The organism is Microbispora sp. H13382 (assembly GCF_014161445.1).
GTDB lineage: Bacteria > Actinomycetota > Actinomycetes > Streptosporangiales > Streptosporangiaceae > Microbispora.
In genome coordinates this window covers 226,752-249,476 of record NZ_JABBXA010000005.1, presented here as the reverse complement: position 1 = coordinate 249,476, position 22,725 = coordinate 226,752, and the positions used below count along the sequence as shown (strand labels likewise).

Genomic DNA, 22,725 nt, shown 5'->3' with positions numbered 1-22,725 from the left:
CTTGCCTGCCTGGCCGACCCGTCAGCGAGATTGATGCGAATAGCGAAGCATTAGCAGCACTCCCACCGGATGGCGACATGGCAATCGAAAACAACGCCGCCACAGGCGACTTAGGTCGCCTTCGAGCTTCTGGTCAGTCCCATCTGCGCAGCCAGGCAATCACGCAAGCAAGACTGCCACCCAAAGAACAAATAGCTTTCCATGGAGATCGCATGACGGCCCCCAGCTCGCTCACAGAATTGTTTTTATGGCAAGAGCTAGACAAAGGTACCAAAGCTGCGGCGCGACAGAAAGTTACTGATATCTGCGGACGCCCTTGGCGTCCAAATATCGCAGATATTCATAGCACTACCAGCCTGAGGATAGCAAACTACATATACACTAAACTGGGAGTATCTCGCGAATTGGCCTCAGAGGAGCAAAAGGGCAGCGCGGGGAACGCCCTGGAAAGAGCTGCCGAGCAACACCTACTGCAAAGCCTCGACACTAGCAAGTGGACAGTAAAGCGTAATGCAAAGCTTGATGATTACGTCCAGTATGAACATCTCGGCAAGCTTCGAAGTTTGCTCGCGAATGATGAAATTCTCCGGGATGTAGTGGGCACGGAGTACACCACAAACCCCGACGTTGTAGTCGGCCGCCTCGACGGAGATGCAGTCATGCTGCACGCGGTAATCTCTTGCAAATGGACTATCCGTAGTGACCGAGTACAGAATGTTCGCCACGAGTCCAATACCTTGATTGCGGCGCGACGAGGCCGCGCACCGCACATTGTGGCCGTTACCGCGGAGCCACTACCTTCGCGCATAGCGGCACTTGTCGGCGGAGTAGGCGGGGTGGATACCGTCTATCACGTAGCCCTCACTGAGACAGGAGAAGGAGTAACTGAATTTGCAAACGAAAGGACGAACAGAGATCAGCCGTCACAGCTAGAGCAGTGGGATGAGATGGTCAAGCAGAAGAGATTGAAGAGCTTCGATAATTTGGTTACTGACCTCATCAACCACTGAGCGAATTCGAAGGACTGGCGCCAAAGGGCATCCCTGCAAGCGGATGCCAGTCCCAGAGGTATTCGGGGCCGTCTTGGACGACCAGGCTGATGTGGTCGATGGCTACCTCGCAGTCCGGTAGGTGACGGCCCAGGGCCGCGATGACGGGCTCGGCGGGCTGCTCCGCGCTGCTGTAGGCGACCGTGATGTGCGGTATCCAGGGATTGGTGCCCAGGATGCCTGCACGACCGGTCGCAGTGCGCGTTGCGGTCCGTACCGCGTCGAGCATCGGCATTAGGGCCTGCGCAGGACGCGCTTCTAGGGCAATAGCTTCGGGGTGGTAGAGCACGCGGCCAAGCGTTACGGTGGCGGGCTGCACGTCCGTCAGGCGCTTGCGGGCCTCGGCGATCAAGGCGGAGATCTGCTCCTCCGTGATCTCGTCCGTCAGGCCGACGACGAGGGTCGTCAGGTGCAGCCATTCGTACGGCACAGGGTCCAGCCCACTGATCCCGTCCAGTCGTCGATGGGCCTCGCTCGCTATCGCCCGGACCTCTGGGTGATCGCGGAACAGGACGTGCCAGTAAATCCGGCCCTTTCCAGGAGGGAGCATCTCCCGTCTCCCCCAGCGGTCAGCCATGAATTTCGGCAGAGGGCTCACGCGTCCTCCCCGGCACCGACCGCCGACAGGGCGGCTGAGGTGAAATCGCGGATCTGCTCCCGGAGGGTCGCTGCCGCGCCAGAGCCGTGGAAGCGCCGGTCGTCCAATCGCGCGTCCAGCTCCACCAGGTAGTTGGTCACAGTGGACATGCGGAACTCCGGCGGCATGCTCATCACGGGCTCGATCTGCTCGGCAGCGCCGTGGAGGTCACCCAACATCGCGTAGGCGTTGGCCGCGCCGAACCTGATCTGCGCCCAGGTGGCGGGCACGCGTGGATCACCCGACGCCCAAGCGGACTCCGCCACACGAGCGGCCTGAAGAGCCGCCTCCGGATTCCCGGCCTGCAGGGCAACCGAGAGCGCGTACAACGCCTGCCGTGGGCGCGGGCACGACCAGGGGGAAACGCCGGAATCCTGTGAGAGCCCGCCCTGGACGGCCTCTTCGGCGCGCTGGAGTGCTTCTCGTGCCCGGACCCTGTCCCCAAGCAGTCCTGCGGCGTTGGCCTCTTGACTCGCGAGCAGAACGCGAAGCTGGGTCGGCGGACTGCACTCGTACCCTCGCCGCGCGAGGTCCGCCGACGCGGCGAACCTCCCCCGCCATCGTTCGGTCTTCGCCTGGGCGCTGAGCGCGGCGGCTGGGCTCGAGCCGGCTTCGTCGGCGCACATGGCAGCGGCCGTGCCGTGACTCAGGGCGGGACCATTGCGGTGCAGGTCCCCGAAGAGGATGCAGGCGTGAGCCAGCAGATCGGCCTCGATGCGGAACAGTTCGCGGGTCTGGCGAAGCCTCTGCCTGCCGCCCGACAGCAGCGCGCGAGTGTGCCGTTCGAGGCGGACGACATCAGACAACACACGCGAGGGAGGCACGTGCGCGTGGCTCTCACCGAGGCGTTGCGTCTCCTCCGCGAGCATGCCGATCGTGCCGTCACCCACGTTGGTCTGTTCGACCCAGGCGACGAGATCGATCACGTCGCTCCCGTGCGACGAGACATCAGCCGATTCTCTGAATAGTTCCGCTTCGCTGAGGCCGAAGGCTCGGGCGTACAGGACGCGGTAGGGGTCGCCGGGGCGGTTGTGACCGGCCTCGTACGCCTTGATGCGGCGGATCATGGTCTCCCGCGAGGGCAGGCGGGGACGGATGTCCTCGTCGGCGGCCTCGACCAGGCGGCGAGCCATCTCACGCTGGCTCCACAACCGGTTGCGCCGCTCGGCGCGCAGTCGTACGGCCCATGCGGGTAGGTCGTCGCTCATCGCCTGCACCTCTGCTCGGATCCGGGGTGATCCCTGTGCGCCCTCAGTTTCCCTCATCCGCACCTGTGCCGGGAAGGTTACGCAGCGCTGTCATAGCAGGTAGCACCGAACGAGGTCCGGCGCAGGACCTCTGATCAGGAATCGAGGTCCGAGCTGTGACAGACCGGAGAAGCACCACGCCGACCGAGGGCTGGCGGGTGATGACGAGCGATCGTGGACGACTGTGGGCGACCCGCGAACGACCTTTCCCCGCGGCAGCCGAGGACGCGGGCGCCGCCCGGACTGTCGACGGCGACGACCTGGCCGAGCTCTGCCGGGTCATCGCCGAGCAGGAGAGCCTGGCCGCCCTTGCCTCGGCTCCCTGACAGCTGCCCGGGGTTGCACGTGGCTCCCGAGCAGCCGGGGCGCGTCGTGATCCGGTGGATGCGCGAGACCAGGCGGACTGTCCGGGCCCGGGTCGTGGCGCACACCTGTGACCACTGCTCGCCGTTGGCGTACGAACTCTGCGCGTCCGGCGGGCTGCTGTTCGTCCGCCGTACGGACCGGAGCGGCAACAAACCGGAGATCCGGGAGACCGAACGCCTGCCAGACGCGCGGGCGCGCGGGTTGTGGCTGGATCTGCTTCTCGGCCAGGCCCGATGAAGACGCCCGCCCGGCGAACGCGCCGAGGCGGGACCACCAAACAGGAAGGAACGCGATGGACCTGTACGACCACGACCTCGCCGGAGTGCGCTTCCGGCGGCTGTGCGGCGGCAACCAGCAGGAGGAGGACATGGAGTCCTGCGTCGAGCTGGCCCCGATTCCGAACGAGGCCGACGCCTTCGCCCTGCGTGACAGCAAGAACCCGGATGCCGGGACTCTCCGGTTCACCGGTGCCGAGCTTCGCGCGGCCGGCCTGACCACACTGTAGGAGCACGGTGGTCCCTGCCCGGTGATAGCAGGCGGGGGCCACCCCCACTGTACGGAGCGTCATGCACCTGCACTGCTACATGTGGAGCGGCATCGGGGCAGACCTGCGCAACGAGGCCGAGCGACGGCCGCCGCTGCCGCCCGCCGACCCCGGCCCGTTCACCGGCTCCCCGCTGCCGCCGATGCGTACCTGCGACTGGCTGCTGAAGCCGGCCCGCCGGATCGACGCCAGTCCGGCCACGCCCGACGACGCTGTCACGTGGCTGGCGGAGCGCTACCGGTCGATGAAGAGCTCATTCCTCCGCCCGGCCGACGAGGCTCGGCTCGGGCTGGACTTCCGGCTGGAGACCGCCCGCGAGGCGCTACAGAACGGCGTGGACGTGCAGTGGGGCATCTGGCTGACGGGCGGCCGGTTCCTCACCTGCGGCGTGGTCTGCTGCTCCCCCAACCGCCACGCCGACTACCGCTGTCCTCTCTCCTGAACTTCTCAGCCGTCCGGAAATTCGGCATCTGCGAAACGATCAGACTGGCCGGCTGATCGTCGCTCCCGGCGACGGTGGTGAGCGGGGTCCCGGATCACTCCGGTGGCGAGACCCCGCTCATCCCTCACGTCACGACGTGCTGAGGAACCCGGGGAAGCCGTAGTAGGCCTCCCAGATGTCGGTGAACGTGTCGATGCACGGGTCGAAGGCGCCACCCCAGTTGTCGGAGCCGCCGCCGCCCTTGCCGCTCTGGATGCCCTTGGCGACGACGTTGCCGGCCGAGGTCACGGTGTACACGGGGCCGCCGGAGTCACCCTTGATGATGCACTGGCCCTGCTTGGTGCCCCGGATCATGTTCTTGGTGATCCGGCCGTCGCTCCATTTGAAGTTGATTTTGAGCGCGTTGACCTTCCATCCGCACAGTTCCCCGGCCATCGCGCCGCCGGTGCAGTACTGGTCGCCGTAGTCGGCGCGGCGCGACCACATGGCGCTGACCGGCCGGCTCGTCTTGCTGTTCTTGCCGCCGACGTAGATGCGCGGCGCGCCGTAGTAGTTGCTGGTGATCTTGATCAGGGACAGGTCGCCGTGGTAGGTGCTCTGCCCGTCGATGTAGACGGTGCCCGAGCCGTTGGCGAAGGTGTCCTTGACCACGCTGCCGAGGTACTCGACCGATGTGTACACCCCGCCGCCCTGGGTGGTGCAGTGGCCGGCGCTCAGCATGTACTTCGTGCTGCCCGAGTACCAGGAGAAGCCGTCGGTGCAGCCGCCTACCGACGTCTCGATGTGCGCGCCGCCGTAGAAGCCGCCGATGTGGCCGTCGTCCCACCGTCCCGAGGACGGCTGGACCTCACCGGGGTCGGACACGAGGCGGATGGCCATGGCATCGGCGCCGTACCGGGCCGCGAGGGCGGCCCGCAGCTCGTCGGAGGCGAGGGTCGACTCCAGGACGACGCGGTCACGCTCCGGCTGGATCATGGACGTGAGCAGCTGGTCGGCGCCCGGCAGCACGTCGGTGCCGAGGGTCAGCACCTCGTCCTTGAACGCGTTGAGCTGCGTGATGCTGTGGGCCACGACCTGGACCTTGGGGTAGATGATCCACGGGTTCGTCACCGGCGGGGAGACGGCCTGGGCCGACTGGGTCGTGGTCTTCGTGCTGGTGGTGGTCGTGGCCTCCGCGAGGGCGGCCGCCTGCTTCTGCTCGGCGCTCGCGGTCTGCGTCGCCGCGGCGGTCGGCGCGGTGACCGGAACGGCGTCCTTGTCGACCGGGGCGGGCACGTTCGTCGGGTCGCCGCTGCCGTCGTCGGGCGGGGAGAGCTGGGGCGGAAGGCTGAGCGGCTGGCTCGCCTCGGCAATCACGTCCTGGCTGGTCACGGGGATGTAGACGGCGCCCGACTGCACATACGGCTGGGCGTACTGGTCGGGCTTCGCCAGGGCCCGCGCCTCGGCCTCCTTGAGCGCGTAGCTCAGCTTGTAGTCGGGGGCGGTTACGTTGGCGTACGGGTCGCCGGTGAAGACCTCGACCATCGGGACCGGGTCGGCAGTGGCGGTGACCGAGGGGAGTGCGGTCAGGGTCAGGGCGGCGACGCCGCCCGCGATTACGGCACGCCGAAATAAGGCGTTGCGCATGCGGGGATCTCCAGCTCTCGACGGAAAGCGTGATCAAAACGGGTAAAGTGAATCACGATCTCGTAAAGGGCGGAAGTGTAATTTTTCAACTTCTGTCGCAAGTGGGCCGAGGGGGTCGCCGGTGGGAGTCGGTCTGCGGTACGCGGCAGTGGGGTTGGTCCTCGGCGCGCTGAGCGGCGCGGTCGCCTACCACGGCGGCGAGTGGCCCGACGCGGCCCTGGTCGCCTCGTCGTTCTTCTTCAGGTTCGCGTACTTCCTGGTGGTGGTCGCGGTCGGGCGGCTTGCGCCGACCGTCGCGCGGGCGGCGGTCCACGGGCTCATCGTCACGGCCGCGGCTCTCGTCGGCGACGTCGCGGTCTCCGCGCTCCGCGGCACGCCCAATGCGCTGGTGCCCGACCTCTCCAGCCCGCTGAACGCGTGGGTGCTGGCCGCGCCCGTGGCCGGGGCCGTGCTCGCCTGTCTCACCCGGCGCCGGGACGTGGCCGGGGACCTGGCCGGCGCCCTGCTGCTCCAGGCGCAGCTCGTCCCCGCCATGACGGCGCTCGCGACCAGGCCGGACGGCGAGTGCTGCACCGGTGCGGAGTGGGGGCACCCCTGGCAGGACTGGGCGGGTCTTGCCCTGTCGCTCGTGCTCGCGCTGGTCATCCGGCCCGCCTGGCCGGCCCGGCTGCGGACCGTCCTCGCCGCGGCCGCGCTGGCGGCGGCCCTCGTCTGGACGGCCCGGCTGACCGGCTGGCTCTGACCTCCGCTGCGGTACGCCAGGCGACCCAGCCACGGGAGGTTCCAATCGAACGTCGCCACGACCGATTGAGCAGGCAGGGGCCACTCCCGCGCCAGTCATCTGCACTGCTACGTGTGGAGCGGGATCGGGGCAGACCTGCGCAACGAGGCCGAGCGACGGCCGCCGCTGCCGCCCGCCGACCCCGGCCCGTTCACCAGCTCCCCGCTGCCGCCGATGCGGACCTGCGACTGGCCGCTGAAGCCGGCCCGCCGGATCGACGCCTCTCCTCACCTGCGGCGTGGTCTGCTGCTCCCCCAACCGCCACGCCGACTACCGCTGCCCCATCTCCTGATCCACCCTCATCCCACAGGGGCCACCCCGAAGGGATTGTCGATCACGTAGCGCCAGACGCCGTCCAGGCCGCCGCGGGCGACATCTGTCGCGGTGCCCTCCACGTGCACCCGATCACCTCGGACGTCCACGCCGTCGATGATCCAGTCCAGGAGATCACCCTCGCGGCACTCCGCGGCAGGTGGACGACACTCGTTCCGCGAACTCCTCCGAGGCGACCGTACGTTCAGCCAGCTCCGCCGCACGCTGCCCCGCCTCTCGGACAAGGTCCTGTCCGAACGGCTGGCCCACCTCGGGGATGTCGGGGTCGTCGACCGTCATCGTCTCCCCGACTGGCCGCCTCGGGTCCGGTACAGCCTCACCCGACGCGGACGCTCCCTCGGCCCGGTCCTGCAACCCCACTGGGACTGGGGCGCGGACGCGGACGCGGACGCGGACAAGAATTGCACTCCCGCCTCCTGACCGAGGAACCCTTGCTCGACGTCCGCGGAGTGATCAGACTGATCGCCATGCCGCGAATGACCTCGAAAATCATCGACATCCAGCGGTGGGATGCACGTCTGTTCCGAAATCCGTCCACGGATGGTGCGCAGCGCAAGTGCAGCGCACACGGCAAAGAGTCGTGCAACCGTCCGGCCGTCGCGTACGTCGCTCTCTCCGATGCGAGAACCGAACGCAAAGAGTGGGGCGCTTGCGACCAGTGGCTCGCCACCAACGAAGATGCGGTCGCGTACCTGGCCGCGCATCCCCTGGCTTGAGAGCACCCAGCATTGCCGGCTGGCTCACTGTCGACCCGGATGCTCGGGATGCCTATCTGCGGGGCTGCATCAGTGTGGTTGAGCATACGCGCGCTGCGGCCGGTTGCCTCGACTTCGTGCTCAGCGCCGATCTCATCGACACCGCGCGCATCAGTGTCTACGAGCGGTGGGAATCCGAGGAGGCTCTCCACGCCTTCCGGGGCTCCGGGCCGGACGAGGGGCAAGTGACGATGATCCGCGACGCCGAAGTGCTTCGCTATCACGTATCCGGGTTCGGCCCGGCCTGACCCGACCCTGATCCGTCAGGCCCCGCCGGTCACTTTGATCGCCTGTCCGGTGATGCCGGTGTTGGCGGCCGAGCCCAGGTAGACGACGGCGCCCGCGACCTCGGCGGCGTCGAGCAGGCGGCCGATCGGAGCCAGCGCGCTGTAGTGCCCGCCCGCCTGCTCGACCATCTCGACGTTGGTCTCGGTCCTGGTGAAGCCGGGCATGACGACGTTGGACAGGATGTCTCCGCCCTTCCCGAGCCCGAACGCGGCGGACCTGCTGAAACCGTGCAGTGCCGCCTTGGCCGCGCCGTAGTACTCCCCGCCGGGCATGCCGTCGACCGCGATGCTCGACGAGATGTGCACCATCCGGCCCCAGCCGCGCTCCCGCATGGACGGGACGACCGCACGGCTGAGCCGCAGCGTGCCCTCGACGTTGGCCCGGATCATCTTCTGCCACCTCTCGTCGGACACGGCCTCGAAGGGGAGATCCGGCTCCGGCTCGGCGGCGCCCCAGTGCACGGCGTTGTTGACCAGCACGTCGATCCGGCCGGACCACTCCAGCACGGTCTCGACCAGGCCTTGGGCCGATCCGTCGTCGTCCAGCGCGTACGGCGCGACGAGCGAGCGTCCGTCGATCTCCTTGGCGAGCCGCTCCGCGCCCTCCTGGGAGCGGTGATAGGTGAGCACCACGTCGGCCCCTTCGGCGGCGAACCCGCGGGCGATCTCGCGGCCGATGCCGCCGGAGGCCCCCGTCACGATGACCGTACGGCCGGTGAGTCCCAGATCCATTTCAGCGCTCCTCACGAAACGACAGTGGAAAACCTTGAGCAGCGCTAAGGATCCGGTGACAGGGACCGCCGGAGGGAGGCCGGGCCGAGACTGGCCCCCGCAGGGCCACGATCGAACCGAGGCCACTCGGTAGCCTGCGAATCGTGAGCGACAACACCCTGGGCGAGTTCCTCCGGGCCCGCCGCGAGGCCGTCACCCCCGCCGAGGTCGGGCTGCCCGGCGGCGGACGACGCCGTACCCCCGGCCTTCGCCGTTCCGAGCTGGCCACGCTCGCCGGGATCAGCGTCGAATACCTCACCCGGCTCGAGCAGGGGCGTGATCGTCATCCCTCGGTGCCCGTGCTCGCCGCCCTCGCCGACGCGTTGCGCCTGTCCGCCGACGAACGCCTCCATCTGCTCCACCATTTCAAGGCGGCCGACGGCGCCGGCCGGCTCGTCGGCCCGTGCCAGGGACCGCCCACGCAGTCCGTCCGTCCCACCGTCCGGGCGCTGCTCGACCGGCTCGAACCCGCCCCGGCGGTGGTGGTCAACCGGCTCGGTGACGTGCTCGCCCACACGGACGGCTACGAACGGCTCACCGGCCCCATCGGGTTGCTGGACCGCCGGCCGCCCAACCTGGCGCGATACGTCTTCGCCGATCCCCGGGCCAGAGCCGCTTATCCCGAGTGGGACCGCGTCGCCGACGAGCGGCTCGCCGGGCTGAAACTGGGCATTTCCCGCGCGGACCCGCACATCGCGCATCTCGTCGACGAACTGACCCTCGCCGTCGGCGCCCCCTTCACCGACCGGCTGACGACCCCGCCCGGCCCGTCCAGGCGCACCGGCCTCGAACGGCTGACGCATCCGGATGTGGGCGAGCTACGGCTGGCCTACGAGACCCTCGGCCTGTCCGGCGACGACAGCCAGCTCCTGATCGCCTATCTCCCCGCGGACGACGTCACCGCCGCCAGGCTCGACCGCCTCACCGGCCGCCACCCCGGCTCCCTTCGCGCCGTCACCGGCTGAGGGCTACGCGCCTTCGGTCCAGTAGCGCTGGAGACGGGCGAGGGCCTGGTCCTTCGACATCCCCGCGACCTCGGCATCGGTAAGCCCCACCCGGTGAATGAGGAGGTGCACGAGATCTGCGGGAAGCGCCTCTTGCGGTGTCTGAGAGCCTCCCCTGTCGGGCACGACCCCGTCTCGGACACAATCCCAGAACTCCTCCTCGGAGACCTGGAGCTGGTCCCGCAGGATATGAGCCCAAAGGCTGGGCCCATAGGTCGTACGGTCAGGCGGATGTGAGATTCGCGTCCGCAGGATGCCACCCGCAGGAAGGTCGAGCTCATATGTGACGTGATGAGTGCCCGTCCGTCCCCTGGCGTCCCGGATTCGCCGCCAGCCCTCGGCCTTGCAGAAGCGCTCGTGATCCTCTCGGGTCGGCTGGGGCCACGTCATGGAGCTACTCCGGTCAGCCACTCCCGTAGCTGGTCGTCGCTGCTCAGGCAGATCATCTGCACCAGACCCCAGTTGTCCCTGTGGTTGGCCGCGTTCAACAGGTGGTCCTGCCAGTCCTCGGCGTACTCCCGGAGGGCGTCGATCATCTCGTTTATGGCCTCGTCGAACGTCCGCCCGTCCGCGGCGACCGGCAACCCTGGAATGAACACCGACCACCCGCCATCCTCAGCCACCACTTGCGCATGGGATGGGCACACCCGGGTGAGGAAGTAACGGAGGCGCTCGCCGTCCACCACAGCAGCAGTCCGGTCATCACGGCTGACAGTCGCGCTGCGGCCTCGCTCCGCCGCGTCGAGAAGCTCCTTCAGCTTCGCGCGAGCCTCCGTGTAGCTGGCGAAATGCACTCCCATATCAATTCCCTTCGCTCTCCCTGAGTATCCGTTCCGCCGTCACGTACGTCAAGTACGTGAAGTACTTAGCTGACGGGCTTCGGCACTCAGGCTGCGCGATGCTCGGTCACTCGGTCGAGCCACTCGGTGACGAGCGCGGTGAACAGCCCGGGCTGCTCGTGCGGCAGCGCGTGGCCGGCGCGGTCCAGGACGGCGTACGTGGCGCGCGGATACCGCTCCACCAGCTCCCAGGGACCGGCGTACCCGAATGTGGAGTCCTGGCGCCCGGCCAGGATCAGAGCCGGGCCCGTGTACGGAGGGGTGTCCGAGGGGGCGTCGCTCAGCCGCCAGTGTTCGGACATCCGCCCGAGGCCGTCCCAGTCGACGAGGGGCAGGGCCGGGGCCACGTGCTCCCGGAAGCGCCTCAGCGTGTCCGGCGTCTGCACCACGAAGTAGTCCCGGAACTGGCCCTGCTCGGCCGGGCTCAGACCTTCGGCCACGTCGGCGGAGGCGTGCAGCACGACATGTGCGGGCACGTCACGGGTCTCCTCAGAGAGAGGGCAGATCAGCGCCAGCCCCACGACCTGGGACGGACGCCGGTCGGCGACGGCCGCGGCGAGGTATCCGCCGAAGGAGTGGCCGACGACGGCGAACTCCTCATCGCCCACAACGGCGTCGACCAGGCCGAGCAGGAGATCGAGGACGTCGTCGGAGCCGCGAAACCGCTCCGGCACTGGAGTGCGCCCCATTCCGGGCAGGTCCGGATAGACGCGCCGATAACCGGGCCGGTCGCGGAACACCGGCTCCAGCGCGCCGGCCATCTCGCGGTGGTCGACCCCCGAGCCGTGCAACGCCACCACGGGGAGCCCGCTTCCGTGCTCGGCGTAATGCACCGCCACACCGCCGACCTCTGCCTCCATGGCGACAACCTAACGGGAGGCGAGCCACTGCGCGCGGGTGATCGCGTACTCGACCTCGCCGAGGTCGCTGCCGGGGAGCGGCTCTTCCCAATCGGCGTGGAACGTACGGACGTACCGCATGCCGATCGCGTTCATCGTCGCGCGGGAGGCGGTGTTGACCGCCATGGTTTCGGCGAAGACGCGGGTCAGTCCGAGATCTTCGAATCCGTGGCGAAGGAGCTCGCGGGCTCCCTCGCTGGCCAGGCCCTGGCGCCAGTAGCGACGCAGGAGCCGGTAGCCGAGCTCGGCCTGTCCTTCGACCGGGCCCTGGTCGGCACGCGTGGGCGGCTCCAGGATCCACCAGCCGACGAACCACCCGTCCACGAGACCGGCCCAGAAACCGAGCCCCGGCGCGCGCTCCGCCGCGGCGAGCCGCAGGCGATGCAACGCCTCGACTTCCTCACGGGTACGCGCTCGGCCGGAGAGGTAACGCATGACCTCGGGATCGGCGTCCAGCTCGATTTCGTGTTCGAGGTGCTCGTCGGACAGCGGAACGAGCTCGATGCGGTCGGTGCGCAGTGTGGCCTGGGACATGGGACGCATTCTTGCCCTCGCACCGCTCGCCGGTCATTCGCTTTTTCCCGGAGGTCGCCGCCGGGCGGCGCCACCCCCAGCGGTATTCCGAATTAGCGGATTCCGACGTGATCACAGAATCATCCCGGGTGAGAAACGCGCACAATCGGGTTCCGCACCCTATCGCATGATGACCTGTCGGCCTATTGTGAGGAGTCTTTTGTGTACCCCACACCACCACCCGCTCCCCTGCGACCCATTCGGGGCCTGGGGACGGCGGCCGTCATGATGCTGGCCGCCGATTCCGTGGTGTGCCTGATCTCCTCCGGCATCGACGCGCAGCGGGCCGTGCTCGTCGACAGGTTTCTGGCCGACACGAATTCCGTCCCGATCAGCGCTCTCGAGACCAATGACGTGCTCTACGCCCTGTCCGGGCTGGTAGAGACCGTCGTCTACGTCGCCACCGCCGTCATGTTCCTGGTCTGGCTGTTCCGGGCCCGGGCGAACGCCGAGACGCTCAGCCCGTGGCCGCACCGGCGCGCCACACCCTGGCTGATCTTCGGGTGGGTCGTGCCGATCGTCAACTTCTGGTTTCCCAAGCAAATCGTCGACGACATCTGGACGTCGTCCAAGCCCGGCGCCATCGAGGAGAGCGGGAACCTCGCGACCGCACGCCGTTCCGGCCTTGTCTGGGCCTGGTGGCTGGCGTGGGTGCTCGTGACCATCGTGACCCGGGTGGTGAGCCGCAGGTACGCGGATGCCGAGGAGTTGCCGGAAATCCGGGACGCCGCGCTTTTCGACATCGTCGGCAACGTCCTGACCATCGGCGCGGCCGCCCTGGCCGTCGCGATCGTCCTGGCGATCACTCGCTTCCAGGAGGACCGCCGCCGGGCCGCCGTCTGGTCGTACGCGCAATAACCGCTAGAGCCAGCCCTGCTCGTCGGCTCTCAGGGCGGCCTCGGCGCGGGTGCTCGCCCCCGTTTTGCCGATGGCCGCCGACAGGTGGTTGCGTACGGTCCCGGCGGACAGGTGCAGGCTCCGGGCGATCTCCGCCACCGTCCCGCCCTGCCGGGCCGCGCGCAGGACGTCGCGCTCCCGCGCGGTCAGCGGGCTCGACCCGCTGGCGAGCGACTCGGCGGCCAGGGCGGGATCGACCACGCGCAGGCCCGCGTGGACCCGCCGCACCGTGTCGACCAGGTGCTCGGGCGGCGCGTCCTTCACGACGAAGCCCGAGGCGCCGTTCTCCATCGCGCGGGCGAAGTAGCCCGGCCGCCCGAAGGTCGTGCAGATCACCACCCGGCAGGACGGCAGCGCGGCGCGCAGGTCGGCGGTGACCTCCAGCCCGTCCTTGCCCGGCATCTGCACGTCCACCAGCGCGACGTCCGGCCGGCTGCGCCGCGCCGCCTCGACGACCTCCTCGCCCGAGCCGACCTGGGCGACCACCTCGATGTCGGGCTCCAGCGCGAGCATCGCCGCCAGCGCGCCGCGTACGAGCGCCTGGTCGTCCGCGAGCAGGACCCTGATCACGGGCGGCTCGCCCGGAGCCGGAAGCCACCGGAGGGAAGCGGGCCCGCCTCGATCCGCCCGCCGACCGCGCGCAGCCGCTCGGCCAGCCCGGAGAGGCCGTTGCCCGGTGGCGCCGCCTGCCGCCCGGGGCCGTCGTCGCGCACCTCCAGCCAGGAGTCCCCGAGCAGCACGTCGCATCGGGTCGCGCCGCTGTGCCGGATCACGTTGGTGACCCCCTCTCTCAGGACGTACGCGAAGGGCTCGGCGAGCTCGGCCGGGACGTGGTCGGCCGACGACGGCAGGACGGCGGTGATCCCGGCGGCCCGCAGTGCGGCGCGGGCCCCGGCGAGCTCGGCGGCGAGGGAGGGCCGACGGCGGCCGGACACGGTCAGGCGCACCTCGCCGTGCGCCTGCCGCGACAGCCGCTCGACGTCGCGCAACTCGGCCAGCGCGCGTTCCGGGTCGCCGCCGCTCTCCAGCACCCGGCGGGCCAGGCCGCTCTTCACGGTGATCGTGGTGAGGCTGTGCCCGAGCACGTCGTGGAGGTCCCTGGCCAGCCGGTCGCGCTCGGCCGCCGCCGCCAGCGCCTCGATCTCCCGGCGGGCCTGGCCGAGCTGGACGACGAGCCGGATCAGCAGCGTCACGGCCACCGGGATCACGATCCCGGGGATGAGCCCGCCCACAAGCCCCCAGGAGATCGGGCCGGGCGCCGCCCACAGCACGAGCGCCTGGGCCACCCCGAGCACCGACCCGAGGAGCACGGCCCACAGCGCCGGCAGCAGCCAGGCCGCCACCGCGAGCGCGAAGCTGAAGACGCCGGCGCGCCCCAGATAGGCCGGGCCGTTCTGCGTCAGTGCCGCTGCGCCCGCCAGCGCGAGAAGGGCCCCGACCAGCACGATCCGCCGCCAGGGCGGCAGGCGGGGCCCGGTGATCATGGCGATGAGCCAGCCCGCCGCGTACAGCGGCATGACGGCTCCGACCACCGCGTCCGGCCGGCCGCCGTCCGCGCGGAGCATCTCCGCGAGCGGCCACAGGAGGAAGGCCGACAGCACGACAACAGCGCGTACGCGGGACGTGCGGGAGCCCGCCCGGGCCGGGTTCCACACCGGCCAGGCGGAAGGCCCCCATACGCCCTGATCGCCCACGTCAGTCACCCTAGGCCCGAGCGGTGTCGCGGCGATACCGGACGACCACGGCGGCGCCGAGCACGAGCGCGTACAGCGCCAGGACCAGCGCGGCCCGCCATCTGTCACCGCCGAGGGCGGCGGCGTGCCCGACCTGCGCGAGCCAGTAGCTCGGCAGGACCTTGGCCACCGTCGCGAGCGCCTGCGGGAACGTGCTCACCGGGATGAACAGCCCGCCGACGAAGCTGAGCACCAGCACCACCGCCCCCTGGTACGCCTGCAGGTTCTGGGCGGTGGCGAACTGTCCGATCAGCAGGCCCAGCAGAGCGAACGGCACCGTGCCCGCCCACACGCCGAGCACCGCGAGCGCCCATCCGCCGGGAGACAGGCGCACCCCGCTGACCAGCGCGGCCACCAGCGACACCCCGGCCACCGGCGGCAGCGCCACGACCATCGCCACCGACGCCTTGGCCAGCAGGTAGCCGCCGCCGCTGAGCGGGGTCAGCCGCAACTGGCGCTGCCAGCCGATGCCGCGCTCCACCGCCGTGCGGGCACCGACGTCGAGCGCCGACTTGATCGCCCCGAACACCGCGACGCCGCCCATGACGTACGACGCCGGGACCCCCTGGTCGATGAAACGGCCGGCCATCAGCAGATACAACCCCACCGGCAGGGCGACCGCGAACAGCAGGAACTTGGCGTCCCGCAGCGTCCGCCGGATCTCGAACGTGAGGTACGCGGTCATCGCACGGCCTCCGAATCTCCGGTCAGGCGCAGGAACGCGTCCTCCAGACCCAGCGCGCCCACCTCGGCCATGACCGCGGACACCGGCCCGTCCGCCACGATCCGGCCCGCGTGCATGAGCACCACCCGGTCCGCGTACGCCTCGGCCTCATCCAGGTAGTGGGTGGAGAACAGCACCGTGCGGCCGGTCGCGGCGAAGGCGTGCATCGACCGCCAGAACTCGCGCCGGGCCGTGACGTCCAGGGCCGCCGTCGGCTCGTCGAGCACCAGCAGGCCGGGGCCGGACACCAGCGCCATGGCGAACCGGACGCGCTGCTTCTGGCCGCCGGACAGCCGCGCGGCCCTCCGGCCGGCGAGGCCGGCCACCCCGGCCCGGCGCAGCGCCTCCTCCACCGGCAGGGGGGCGCTGTGGAGGGACGCGATGAGCGCCACGGTCTCCCCCACGGTCACGTCGTCGAGCAGCGCGCCCTCCTGCGGCATCACGCCCACCATGCCTTTCCGCACCGCCTCGCGGGGGGTCACCCCGAACACGGTGATCTCCCCGGCGTCCGGGCGGGCGAGCCCGACGATCATGTCGATCGTGCTGGACTTGCCCGCGCCGTTGGGGCCGAGCAGGGCCACCACCTCTCCCCGGCCCACGACCAGGTCGACTCCGTCGACCGCGCGGGTCTCGCCGTACGTCTTGCGCAGCCCCGCCACGGACAGGGCGGGGGCGCCCTCGTGAATGTCCATGCGGCAAGCCTCCGCCGCCGCCCCGGTCCGGGCCTGCGCCGTCTGTCACGACCCGGCCACGACAGATGTCACGGTTCTCTGAAACTCGGCGCCGTCGCGGCGCTGGCGACGGGCCTCGCGGTGGCCGGGACCCCCCGGGCGAACGCCGCCGCCGACACGCTGGGCGCGGCGGCGGCCCAAACCGGGCGCTACTTCGGCACCGCGATCAGCGCGAGCAAGCTCGGCGACCCGGTGTACACCGCGATCGCCGGGCGCGAGTTCACCATGGTGACGCCCGAGAACGAGATGAAGCTCGACGCCACCGAGCCCCGGCAGGGCGTGTTCAACTTCGGCCCGGGTGACCGCGTCTACGACTGGGCGGCGCAGAACGGCAAACAGGTGCGCGGCCACACCCTGCTCTGGCACTCGGGGCAGCCGCAGTGGCTGCAGAACCTGTCCGGCAGCGCGCTGCGTCAGGCGATGATCGACCACATCGACGGCGTGATGGCCCACTACAAGGGCCAGATCTACGCCTGGGACGTGGTCCCGCGAAGATCATCGCGACGTGGAACGCCAGCGCCAGGTGGAACCCCACCACGAACGTCATGACCGCCCGGCCCGACGGCCACGGCGACAGCTGGGGCGTGACGATCAAGCACCACGGCAACCGGACCTGGCCCACGGTCTCCTGCCGTCCCGCCTGACGACACGCTCCCCCGGGGCCCGCTAGATCCGATCTAGCGGGCCCCGCCCGTCGATCTGGCGCCTGTTGGGTGAACGGACAGAAGGAGACGACAGATCATGCGGGACCGGACGACGGACCTGGCGATAGAGACATCGGGCCTGGTCAAGATATTCGGCGAGAACCGCGCGGTGGACGGGCTCGACCTCACCGTGCCCGCGGGCACGGTGTACGGCGTGCTCGGCCCCAACGGGGCGGGGAAGACCACCGCGGTCAAGATGCTGGCCACCCTGCTGCGCCCGGACGGCGGCGAGGCCAGGGTGTTCGGCCACGACGTGCTGCGCGAGCCCGACGCCGTACGCACCCGGGTGAGCCTGACGGGCCAGTACGCCTCGGTGGACGAGGAGATGACCGGGATGGAGAATCTGGTCCTGCTCGGCAGGCTGCTGGGCCACAAGAAGCCCGCCGCCAAGGACAGGGCCATGGCGCTGCTGGAGGCCTTCGGGCTGACCGAGGCCGCCGGCCGGCAGGTCAAGACCTACTCGGGCGGCATGCGCAGGAGGCTGGACATCGCGGCCAGCATCCTCAACACCCCCGACCTGCTGTTCCTGGACGAGCCCACGACCGGGCTCGACCCGCGCAGCCGCAACCAGGTCTGGGACATCGTGAGGATTGTGGTCGCCCACGGCACGACCGTGCTGCTCACCACGCAGTATCTGGACGAGGCCGACCGGCTGGCCGGGCGCATCGCGGTCATCGACCACGGCAGGGTCATCGCCGAGGGCACCCCCGGCGAGCTCAAGTCGTCGGTCGGCTCCGGGTCGGTGCACGTGCGGCTGCGGGACGCCGCGCAGCGGCCGGAGGCGGAGCGCGTGCTGGCCAGGGAGCTGAACACGCAGGTTCACCTCGAAGCCGATCCCGTGGCCCTGACCACCCGCGTCCCCGGCGAGGACGCGGACGCCGGAGCGGAGCGGGCCTCGCGCGCCCTCGCGGCACTGGCCGCGGCCGGCATCGTCGTCGACGACTTCTCCCTCGGCCAGCCCAGCCTCGACGAAGTCTTCTTGGCCCTCACCAATCGCCCGGCGACCGACCAGAACGCGCAGGAGGAGGCGGCATGAGCACCACGACCACCGAGAGCGGCACGTCCTTCGTCCCCGCGGCCGAGACGCTGGGCGCGGTCCTGGCGCCCGGGGCGCGCCCGCCACGCCCCAGCGCGCTGTCGGCCTCGCTGACGTTCGGCTGGCGGGCGATGCTGAAGATCAAGCACGTGCCCGAGCAGCTCTTCGACGTCACCGCGTTCCCGATCATGATGACGTTGATGTTCACCTACCTGTTCGGCGGCGCGCTGGCGGGGTCGCCGACGGAGTATCTGCAGTTCCTGCTGCCGGGCATCATGGTGACGAGCGTCGTGATGATCACGATGTACACCGGGGTCGAGGTCAACAAGGACATCGAGAAGGGCGTCTTCGACCGCTTCCGTACGTTGCCGATCTGGCGGCCGTCGACAATGGTCGGCTATCTGCTCGGCGACGCGCTCCGCTACACGATGGCGGCGACGGTCATCCTCGTGGTCGGGCTGGTGCTGGGCTTCCGCCCGCAGGGCGGCGTCGCCGGCGTGCTGGCCGCCATCGCGCTGCTGGTGGCCTTCTCGTTCGCGTTCTCGTGGATCTGGACGATGTTCGGGCTGCTGCTGCGCAGTGAGAAGTCGGTGATGGGCACCAGCATGCTGGTGCTGTTCCCGCTCACCTTCCTCAGCAACGTCTACGTGGACCCGCAGACTATGCCGGGCTGGCTGCAGGCGTTCGTCGGCGTCAACCCCATCTCCCACCTGGTCAGCGCGACGCGTTCACTGATGGCGGGCAGCCCGGACAGCGGGGAGATCATCTGGGTGCTGGTCTGCGGCGCGGCCTCGATCGTGGTCTTCGGCGCGCTGACCATGCGCCTCTACAACCGCAAGTAGCGACAGCACGCCTGCCAGGCAGACGCTTCCACCGATCACCCTCGAAGCACGACGGGCGCTCGGCCACCGCCCAGGCCCGCCCGGCGACGGGCCTGGACACCGGCCCCGCCGGGGGAAGCGCCTGGTTTGGCAGACAAATGGACGCCAAGGCCAGCCCAAGTGGCGTCCAAGCTGTATTCGGCACGCTCCTCTAGGAAACCGAAGCAGTCGATCCCCTGGGAGGAATCGTGTCTCGAATCAGAACGCGTCTCGCGCTCGCGACCATCGCGTCGGCCGTGGCGGTGCTGGGCGTCTCCGGGGCCACAACCCCCGCTCACGCGGCGGACGAAGAGTGGCCCACCCTGGTCCTGCGCGGCGACGCGGGGTACGAGGGCTCGATCAGGGTCATGCGCGAGCTCGTGTCGAACCCCTACTACGGCTGGGTGTACGTGCCGACCTCCAGTCCCGACCTCGGCGGCTTCAGCGACAAAACGAGTTCCCTGTCCAACAACGACGCGGTGGCCTGGGTGCTGTATGACGACAAGTACTACTTTGACCGGCACTACTGCATTCGTCCTGGTGAGACGGTGCCCAACCTCAGCTCGTCACGGTGGAAGTTCAACGACAAGATCTCGTCGGCCAAGCGGCTGGCCACCGCCAGTTGCGCCGGATACCCGGCGTTCTACAGCACCAGCTGAACAGCGTGAACCGTCACAGGCGCCAGGTGAGGTCGTGCTCGGGCTGGTAGCGGCACGTGGCGCCGGTGGAGACGGCCGCACGCAGATGGGCGGCCATCGCGGGATGAAGCGGATCGAGTTTGCGCAGCACGTCACGGATCCGGGCGGTGACGGCCTTGCGGGCACGCTCGGCCTCGTCACCGAGGCGGCGGTCGCGCCCGCCGAGGCCCGAAGCGGAGCGCAGCTCGGCCAGCAGGGCCGCCCGCTCCCGGTCGAACTCGGCCGCCCTGCCGTCGTCTCCCCGCTCGGCCGCCCGGTCGATCTCCTCGTCGAGCAGGGCGAGCCTGCGCCGGTAGCGCGCCTTGGCCTCCTCGTCGAGGACCGCGTCGCCGCCCATCCCCCGGGCGGCGACGACGAGCTCCCCGCCCTCGGGGTCGAGCAGTCGTACGGCGGGCAGGTCGGCCCCGGGATGGCTCAGCAGGCTGTGCAGGTCGCGCAGCCCCTTGGCGTCGGGCAGGTGGACGGTGTGGCCGCCGAACCCCAGCGTCCAGACCGCGCCGTCCCGCCGGAACTCGGCCGCCTTCGGCGTCACCGGGCGGCCACGCACGGACGCGCGTTCCCGCAGGCGAGCCAGCCGGACGCGCTCCACGACGTGCCGCATGCCGAGCTGGGCCGCTTCGCCCTCCGCGTCGTCCAGCAGCTTCCCGGCCTCCTCCGCGTCGCCCGGGCGGCCCCGCCGCAGCAGCGCCTCGCCGAGATGGGCCCGCGCCTCGACGGACCACGGGCGGGCGAGGAGCAGGTCGGCGGACTGCCAGGCGGCGGTGAACCCGTCGACCGCCTCGTCCCAACGCTCCTGCGCCGCGTCGATCAGAGCGCGCTGGAGGACGACCGGGCCGCCGACGTCCCAGCCGTACATCGAGACCGCCCAGCCGCCGACGTACGGCTCGATCGCGGCCCTGGCCTTCTCGCACAGCTCGGGGTCGCGCGACCAGGCGGCGACCATGGCCTGGAACCGCAGCCACAGAGGCTGTATCGAACGCCGCGGCTCGCCTGCGGCCATCGTGTCGCGCAGGTGGCGCAGCGCGGCGCCGCCGTCTCCCCTGTGCAGCGCGGTCATCGCCTCCAGCAGGCCCGGACAGGGGTGCCGGCTCCTGCGCAGCGCGCGGTGGATCTCGTCCAGGTCGTCGTAGCGGCCCTGGAGCATCCGCACCGCCCAGCGATGGTGATCCAGCATGTACGCGAAGTGGTCGTGCCCGTGCTCGAACCCGTTGAGCTCGTCGAGCAGGGTCTCCGCCTGGTCGAAGTCGCCCATGAGGGCGGCGATGATGCTGCGGTCGCTGACCGTGGCCATGTCGATGCGCGGCAGTTCGGCGCGGCCGCCGAGCACGACGAACTCGCGGAACTGGCCGAGATAGGCGGGGTCGCCCTGCTCGAGGAGAGCCACCCAGCGCAGCGCGGCGGCGATGCTCTCCATCTCCGCGTCGCCCGTGCGGTGGGCCAGGGTCAGCAGTTCCCCGGTGAGCGCCGCCCTCTCCGGCGCGGTGCCCGGCCCCCAGATGGTGTCGTGGTAGGCCCACAGGCTGAGCGCCAGCGCCTCGTCGTCCTCGCCTCGCCGGGCGAGCACGGCGACGTGGATGGCCAGGTCCCGCGCGAGGCGGTCGAGGGAGAGCTCGCCATCGGGGGACCGCCCGTCGCGGACCAGCTCGCCGTGCGCCTCCCGCAGCAGGTCGGCGGCCAGCAGGCCGCTCTCGGCGACGCCGGTCGCGTAGACGGTCAGTGCCACCCGCGCGATCAACTCGGGATCGGCGCTCGCCCGCGCGACGGCGGCCGCCTCCTCGAAGGCACGCCGGCCGCCGTCGTGGTCGTCCCCGCTGTAGAGCTCGCGGCCGAGCTCGAGTGCGATCAGGACACGCCGGCGGGGCTCCCCGGCGACGGCGGCGCGTTCGAGCGCCCTGCGGTAGTGCCCGTGCGCCTCTTCGAAGGCCAGGCGGGCGGCGGCGTCACGGGCCGCGGCGAGCAGCCGGTCCACCGCGTGGCTCGGCTCGACGTGGTCACCGGCGAGGTGGGCGTGCCGGGCCATGTCGGCGGGGAGCACATGCTCGGCGAGGCCGGCGGATCGGCCGACGGCGTGGACGACCGCGGCGTGCCGGCGGGGCGCCGCCTTCTCGTCGAGGGACTCGTAGAGCGTCTGGCGGACCAGGTCGTGCGCGAACGCGAACACCTCCCCGCCACTCGCCCCCTTCGCCACGACGAGCCGGGCGGCCACCGCCTGGTCGAGCAGCCGTTCGACGTGGAGCACGGGAGCGGCGGCGGCGGCGGCCAGCACCTGGCGATGGAACTCGCGGCCGAGCACCGCGGCCGTGACGAGCAGGTCCACGACCGGCGCGGGCAGCAGGGACAGCCGCCGCAGCAGCGTGTCGCGGACACCGGGGGCGATCGTGGTGACGGAACCGCCGCTGCGCCACAGGCGCGCCGTCTGCTCCACGAAGAAGGGGTTGCCGCCGGTGCGCCGGTGCACCTCGGCCACGAGGTCGGCGGACGGGTCGCGGCCGGCCGCGCGGGCCATCAACGCGCCGACCTCGTCCCGTTCGAGCCCGGTGAGGGTCACCGTGGTCGCCCGCGCCGCCAGCGGCAGCACGAGGGGCCGCAGCGGATGGTCGGCCGCCTCCACCTCCACGTCCCGGTAGGTCCCCACCAGCAGCACCCGCTCGAACCAGGTGTGCTGTGCCGCGAACTCCAGCAGCCTGAGCGACGCGGTGTCCGCCCAGTGCAGGTCTTCCAGCACGACCACCAGGGGACGGCTCTGCGACACCGCGACCAGCGCGCTCGTCACCGCGTCGTACAGCCGGAAGCCCTCGGCGGCGTCGCCGCCGGGCGACTCGCCGAGCAGCGCGGCGAGGCCGGCGCCCCCGGCCTCCTCGGCCGCCGCCCACTCCCCCGGCGCGGCACACCGCCGCATCCCCCGCAGGACCTGCACCCACGGCCAGTAGCCCGGGGCGTTGTCGGAGTCCCAGCACGATCCGCCGAGGACCAGCGCGCCCAGGCGCCTGGCCTCCTCCGCCGCGCTGGTGACGAGCGTGGTCTTGCCGATCCCGGCCTCACCGGCCACCAGCATCAGGCCGCCGTGGCTGCCGACCGCGCGGGCGATCTCGGCGCGCAGCATCGCGGCAGGATGCTCCCTGCCGATCAGCCCAGTGGTGAGCTCATTGGTCGCGCCGTCGATTCGCATGCCGTCTCGAAGGTATCCGT

At 70.4% G+C, this 22,725-nt stretch carries 29 protein-coding genes; 15 read left to right on the top strand and 14 right to left on the bottom strand.

Annotated features, from left to right (window positions below; genetic code table 11):
* Positions 1-77 precede the first annotated feature (77 nt).
* Positions 78-1,010, top strand: coding sequence for an NgoMIV family type II restriction endonuclease (locus tag HHX41_RS13040; RefSeq protein ID WP_182906150.1), 933 nt, complete (start codon positions 78-80; stop codon positions 1,008-1,010).
* On the opposite strand, the gene HHX41_RS13035 is transcribed toward HHX41_RS13040, so the two are convergent.
* Positions 1,000-1,647: a 2'-5' RNA ligase family protein gene (locus HHX41_RS13035; RefSeq protein ID WP_182906149.1), complete on the bottom strand. Its 648-nt coding sequence runs from the start codon at positions 1,645-1,647 to the stop codon at positions 1,000-1,002. The two genes, HHX41_RS13040 and HHX41_RS13035, sit on opposite strands and share 11 nt — an antisense overlap.
* Positions 1,644-2,903 carry a helix-turn-helix domain-containing protein gene (locus HHX41_RS13030; protein WP_182906148.1) on the bottom strand — a complete coding sequence of 420 codons (1,260 nt, stop codon included), beginning with the start codon at positions 2,901-2,903 and terminating at the stop codon, positions 1,644-1,646. Before HHX41_RS13030 ends, HHX41_RS13035 begins: the two co-directional genes overlap by 4 nt.
* A gap of 146 nt (positions 2,904-3,049) precedes the next feature.
* On the opposite strand from HHX41_RS13030, the gene HHX41_RS13025 reads away from it, so the two are divergent.
* The 4 genes from HHX41_RS13025 to HHX41_RS13010 all read left to right on the top strand — a co-directional run bounded on the left by HHX41_RS13025 (position 3,050) and on the right by HHX41_RS13010 (position 4,285).
* On the top strand, positions 3,050-3,259 hold the full coding sequence (locus tag HHX41_RS13025; RefSeq protein ID WP_182906340.1) for a hypothetical protein: 210 nt from the start codon (positions 3,050-3,052) through the stop codon (positions 3,257-3,259).
* Positions 3,260-3,278: 19 nt separating this feature from the next.
* A complete protein-coding gene (locus tag HHX41_RS13020; RefSeq protein ID WP_310741959.1) occupies positions 3,279-3,536 on the top strand; it encodes a hypothetical protein in 258 nt (85 codons plus the stop codon).
* Positions 3,537-3,591: 55 nt separating this feature from the next.
* Positions 3,592-3,804, top strand: a complete 213-nt coding sequence (locus tag HHX41_RS13015) for a DUF397 domain-containing protein (protein WP_182906146.1) — start codon at positions 3,592-3,594, stop codon at positions 3,802-3,804.
* Positions 3,805-3,865: 61 nt separating this feature from the next.
* A complete protein-coding gene (locus HHX41_RS13010) occupies positions 3,866-4,285 on the top strand; it encodes a hypothetical protein (protein WP_182906145.1) in 420 nt (139 codons plus the stop codon).
* Between the two features lie 129 nt (positions 4,286-4,414).
* Here the strand turns inward: HHX41_RS13010 and HHX41_RS13005 are convergent, their stop codons facing one another.
* Complete coding sequence (locus HHX41_RS13005; RefSeq protein WP_182906144.1) at positions 4,415-5,911, bottom strand: hypothetical protein; 1,497 nt, start codon at positions 5,909-5,911, stop codon at positions 4,415-4,417.
* A gap of 121 nt (positions 5,912-6,032) precedes the next feature.
* Between HHX41_RS13005 and HHX41_RS13000 the strand changes: the two genes are divergently transcribed.
* Complete coding sequence (locus HHX41_RS13000) at positions 6,033-6,653, top strand: hypothetical protein (RefSeq protein WP_182906143.1); 621 nt, start codon at positions 6,033-6,035, stop codon at positions 6,651-6,653.
* A 338-nt stretch (positions 6,654-6,991) separates the two neighbouring features.
* On the opposite strand, the gene HHX41_RS39670 is transcribed toward HHX41_RS13000, so the two are convergent.
* Both HHX41_RS39670 and HHX41_RS40485 read right to left on the bottom strand, forming a co-directional pair.
* Complete coding sequence (locus HHX41_RS39670; RefSeq protein WP_259400908.1) at positions 6,992-7,114, bottom strand: hypothetical protein; 123 nt, start codon at positions 7,112-7,114, stop codon at positions 6,992-6,994.
* A gap of 25 nt (positions 7,115-7,139) precedes the next feature.
* The gene (locus HHX41_RS40485) at positions 7,140-7,304 is read right to left on the bottom strand and encodes a hypothetical protein (RefSeq protein ID WP_259400907.1); all 165 of its coding nucleotides are present in this window, start codon (positions 7,302-7,304) and stop codon (positions 7,140-7,142) included.
* Here HHX41_RS40485 and HHX41_RS42275 point away from each other — a divergent pair.
* From HHX41_RS42275 to HHX41_RS12985, 3 genes are read left to right on the top strand one after another with little or no spacing between them, the layout of a single operon-like run.
* Complete coding sequence (locus HHX41_RS42275) at positions 7,230-7,445, top strand: winged helix-turn-helix transcriptional regulator (RefSeq protein ID WP_396794507.1); 216 nt, start codon at positions 7,230-7,232, stop codon at positions 7,443-7,445. The genes HHX41_RS40485 and HHX41_RS42275 overlap by 75 nt on opposite strands.
* 29 nt (positions 7,446-7,474) lie before the next feature.
* A complete protein-coding gene (locus HHX41_RS12990; protein WP_182906142.1) occupies positions 7,475-7,741 on the top strand; it encodes a hypothetical protein in 267 nt (88 codons plus the stop codon).
* A complete protein-coding gene (locus HHX41_RS12985; RefSeq protein WP_182906141.1) occupies positions 7,738-8,028 on the top strand; it encodes a putative quinol monooxygenase in 291 nt (96 codons plus the stop codon). Before HHX41_RS12990 ends, HHX41_RS12985 begins: the two co-directional genes overlap by 4 nt.
* 15 nt (positions 8,029-8,043) lie before the next feature.
* Here HHX41_RS12985 and HHX41_RS12980 read toward each other — a convergent pair whose 3' ends face one another.
* Positions 8,044-8,799, bottom strand: coding sequence for an SDR family NAD(P)-dependent oxidoreductase (locus HHX41_RS12980; protein ID WP_182906140.1), 756 nt, complete (start codon positions 8,797-8,799; stop codon positions 8,044-8,046).
* A 143-nt stretch (positions 8,800-8,942) separates the two neighbouring features.
* On the opposite strand from HHX41_RS12980, the gene HHX41_RS12975 reads away from it, so the two are divergent.
* Positions 8,943-9,803, top strand: coding sequence for a helix-turn-helix domain-containing protein (locus HHX41_RS12975; RefSeq protein WP_182906139.1), 861 nt, complete (start codon positions 8,943-8,945; stop codon positions 9,801-9,803).
* A gap of 425 nt (positions 9,804-10,228) precedes the next feature.
* Here the strand turns inward: HHX41_RS12975 and HHX41_RS12970 are convergent, their stop codons facing one another.
* From HHX41_RS12970 to HHX41_RS12960, 3 genes are all read right to left on the bottom strand, one after another.
* The gene (locus HHX41_RS12970; protein ID WP_182906138.1) at positions 10,229-10,642 is read right to left on the bottom strand and encodes a prevent-host-death protein; all 414 of its coding nucleotides are present in this window, start codon (positions 10,640-10,642) and stop codon (positions 10,229-10,231) included.
* Between the two features lie 86 nt (positions 10,643-10,728).
* Entirely contained in the window at positions 10,729-11,541 is an 813-nt protein-coding gene (locus HHX41_RS12965; RefSeq protein ID WP_182906137.1) for an alpha/beta fold hydrolase, read from the bottom strand.
* A 9-nt stretch (positions 11,542-11,550) separates the two neighbouring features.
* Entirely contained in the window at positions 11,551-12,114 is a 564-nt protein-coding gene (locus HHX41_RS12960; RefSeq protein WP_182906136.1) for a GNAT family N-acetyltransferase, read from the bottom strand.
* A 201-nt stretch (positions 12,115-12,315) separates the two neighbouring features.
* Here HHX41_RS12960 and HHX41_RS12955 point away from each other — a divergent pair, with 201 nt between their 5' ends.
* A complete protein-coding gene (locus HHX41_RS12955) occupies positions 12,316-13,011 on the top strand; it encodes a DUF4328 domain-containing protein (protein WP_182906135.1) in 696 nt (231 codons plus the stop codon).
* A 3-nt stretch (positions 13,012-13,014) separates the two neighbouring features.
* Here HHX41_RS12955 and HHX41_RS12950 read toward each other — a convergent pair whose 3' ends face one another.
* The 4 genes from HHX41_RS12950 to HHX41_RS12935 are packed head-to-tail and all read right to left on the bottom strand — an operon-like array spanning position 13,015 to position 16,199.
* Positions 13,015-13,620, bottom strand: coding sequence for a response regulator transcription factor (locus HHX41_RS12950; protein ID WP_182906134.1), 606 nt, complete (start codon positions 13,618-13,620; stop codon positions 13,015-13,017).
* A complete protein-coding gene (locus HHX41_RS40480; protein WP_182906133.1) occupies positions 13,617-14,744 on the bottom strand; it encodes a histidine kinase in 1,128 nt (375 codons plus the stop codon). Before HHX41_RS40480 ends, HHX41_RS12950 begins: the two co-directional genes overlap by 4 nt.
* Positions 14,745-14,754: 10 nt before the next feature.
* Positions 14,755-15,468 (bottom strand): ABC transporter permease, encoded by a 714-nt coding sequence (locus HHX41_RS12940; protein WP_182906132.1) that lies wholly within the window; start codon positions 15,466-15,468, stop codon positions 14,755-14,757.
* Entirely contained in the window at positions 15,465-16,199 is a 735-nt protein-coding gene (locus HHX41_RS12935; protein WP_182906131.1) for an ABC transporter ATP-binding protein, read from the bottom strand. The genes HHX41_RS12940 and HHX41_RS12935 overlap by 4 nt, the downstream gene beginning before the upstream one ends.
* 120 nt (positions 16,200-16,319) lie before the next feature.
* Here HHX41_RS12935 and HHX41_RS12930 point away from each other — a divergent pair, with 120 nt between their 5' ends.
* The 4 genes from HHX41_RS12930 (at position 16,320) to HHX41_RS12915 (ending at position 19,497) form a co-directional block, all read left to right on the top strand.
* A complete protein-coding gene (locus HHX41_RS12930) occupies positions 16,320-16,787 on the top strand; it encodes an endo-1,4-beta-xylanase (protein WP_310741958.1) in 468 nt (155 codons plus the stop codon).
* Positions 16,788-16,979: 192 nt separating this feature from the next.
* Positions 16,980-17,978, top strand: coding sequence for an ATP-binding cassette domain-containing protein (locus HHX41_RS12925; protein WP_182906130.1), 999 nt, complete (start codon positions 16,980-16,982; stop codon positions 17,976-17,978).
* Positions 17,975-18,820 (top strand): ABC transporter permease, encoded by an 846-nt coding sequence (locus HHX41_RS12920; RefSeq protein ID WP_182906129.1) that lies wholly within the window; start codon positions 17,975-17,977, stop codon positions 18,818-18,820. The genes HHX41_RS12925 and HHX41_RS12920 overlap by 4 nt, the downstream gene beginning before the upstream one ends.
* A gap of 227 nt (positions 18,821-19,047) precedes the next feature.
* Positions 19,048-19,497 carry a hypothetical protein gene (locus HHX41_RS12915; RefSeq protein WP_169982863.1) on the top strand — a complete coding sequence of 150 codons (450 nt, stop codon included), beginning with the start codon at positions 19,048-19,050 and terminating at the stop codon, positions 19,495-19,497.
* Positions 19,498-19,510: 13 nt separating this feature from the next.
* Here the strand turns inward: HHX41_RS12915 and HHX41_RS12910 are convergent, their stop codons facing one another.
* Positions 19,511-22,705, bottom strand: a complete 3,195-nt coding sequence (locus HHX41_RS12910) for an AAA family ATPase (protein ID WP_182906128.1) — start codon at positions 22,703-22,705, stop codon at positions 19,511-19,513.
* Positions 22,706-22,725: the final 20 nt, after the last annotated feature.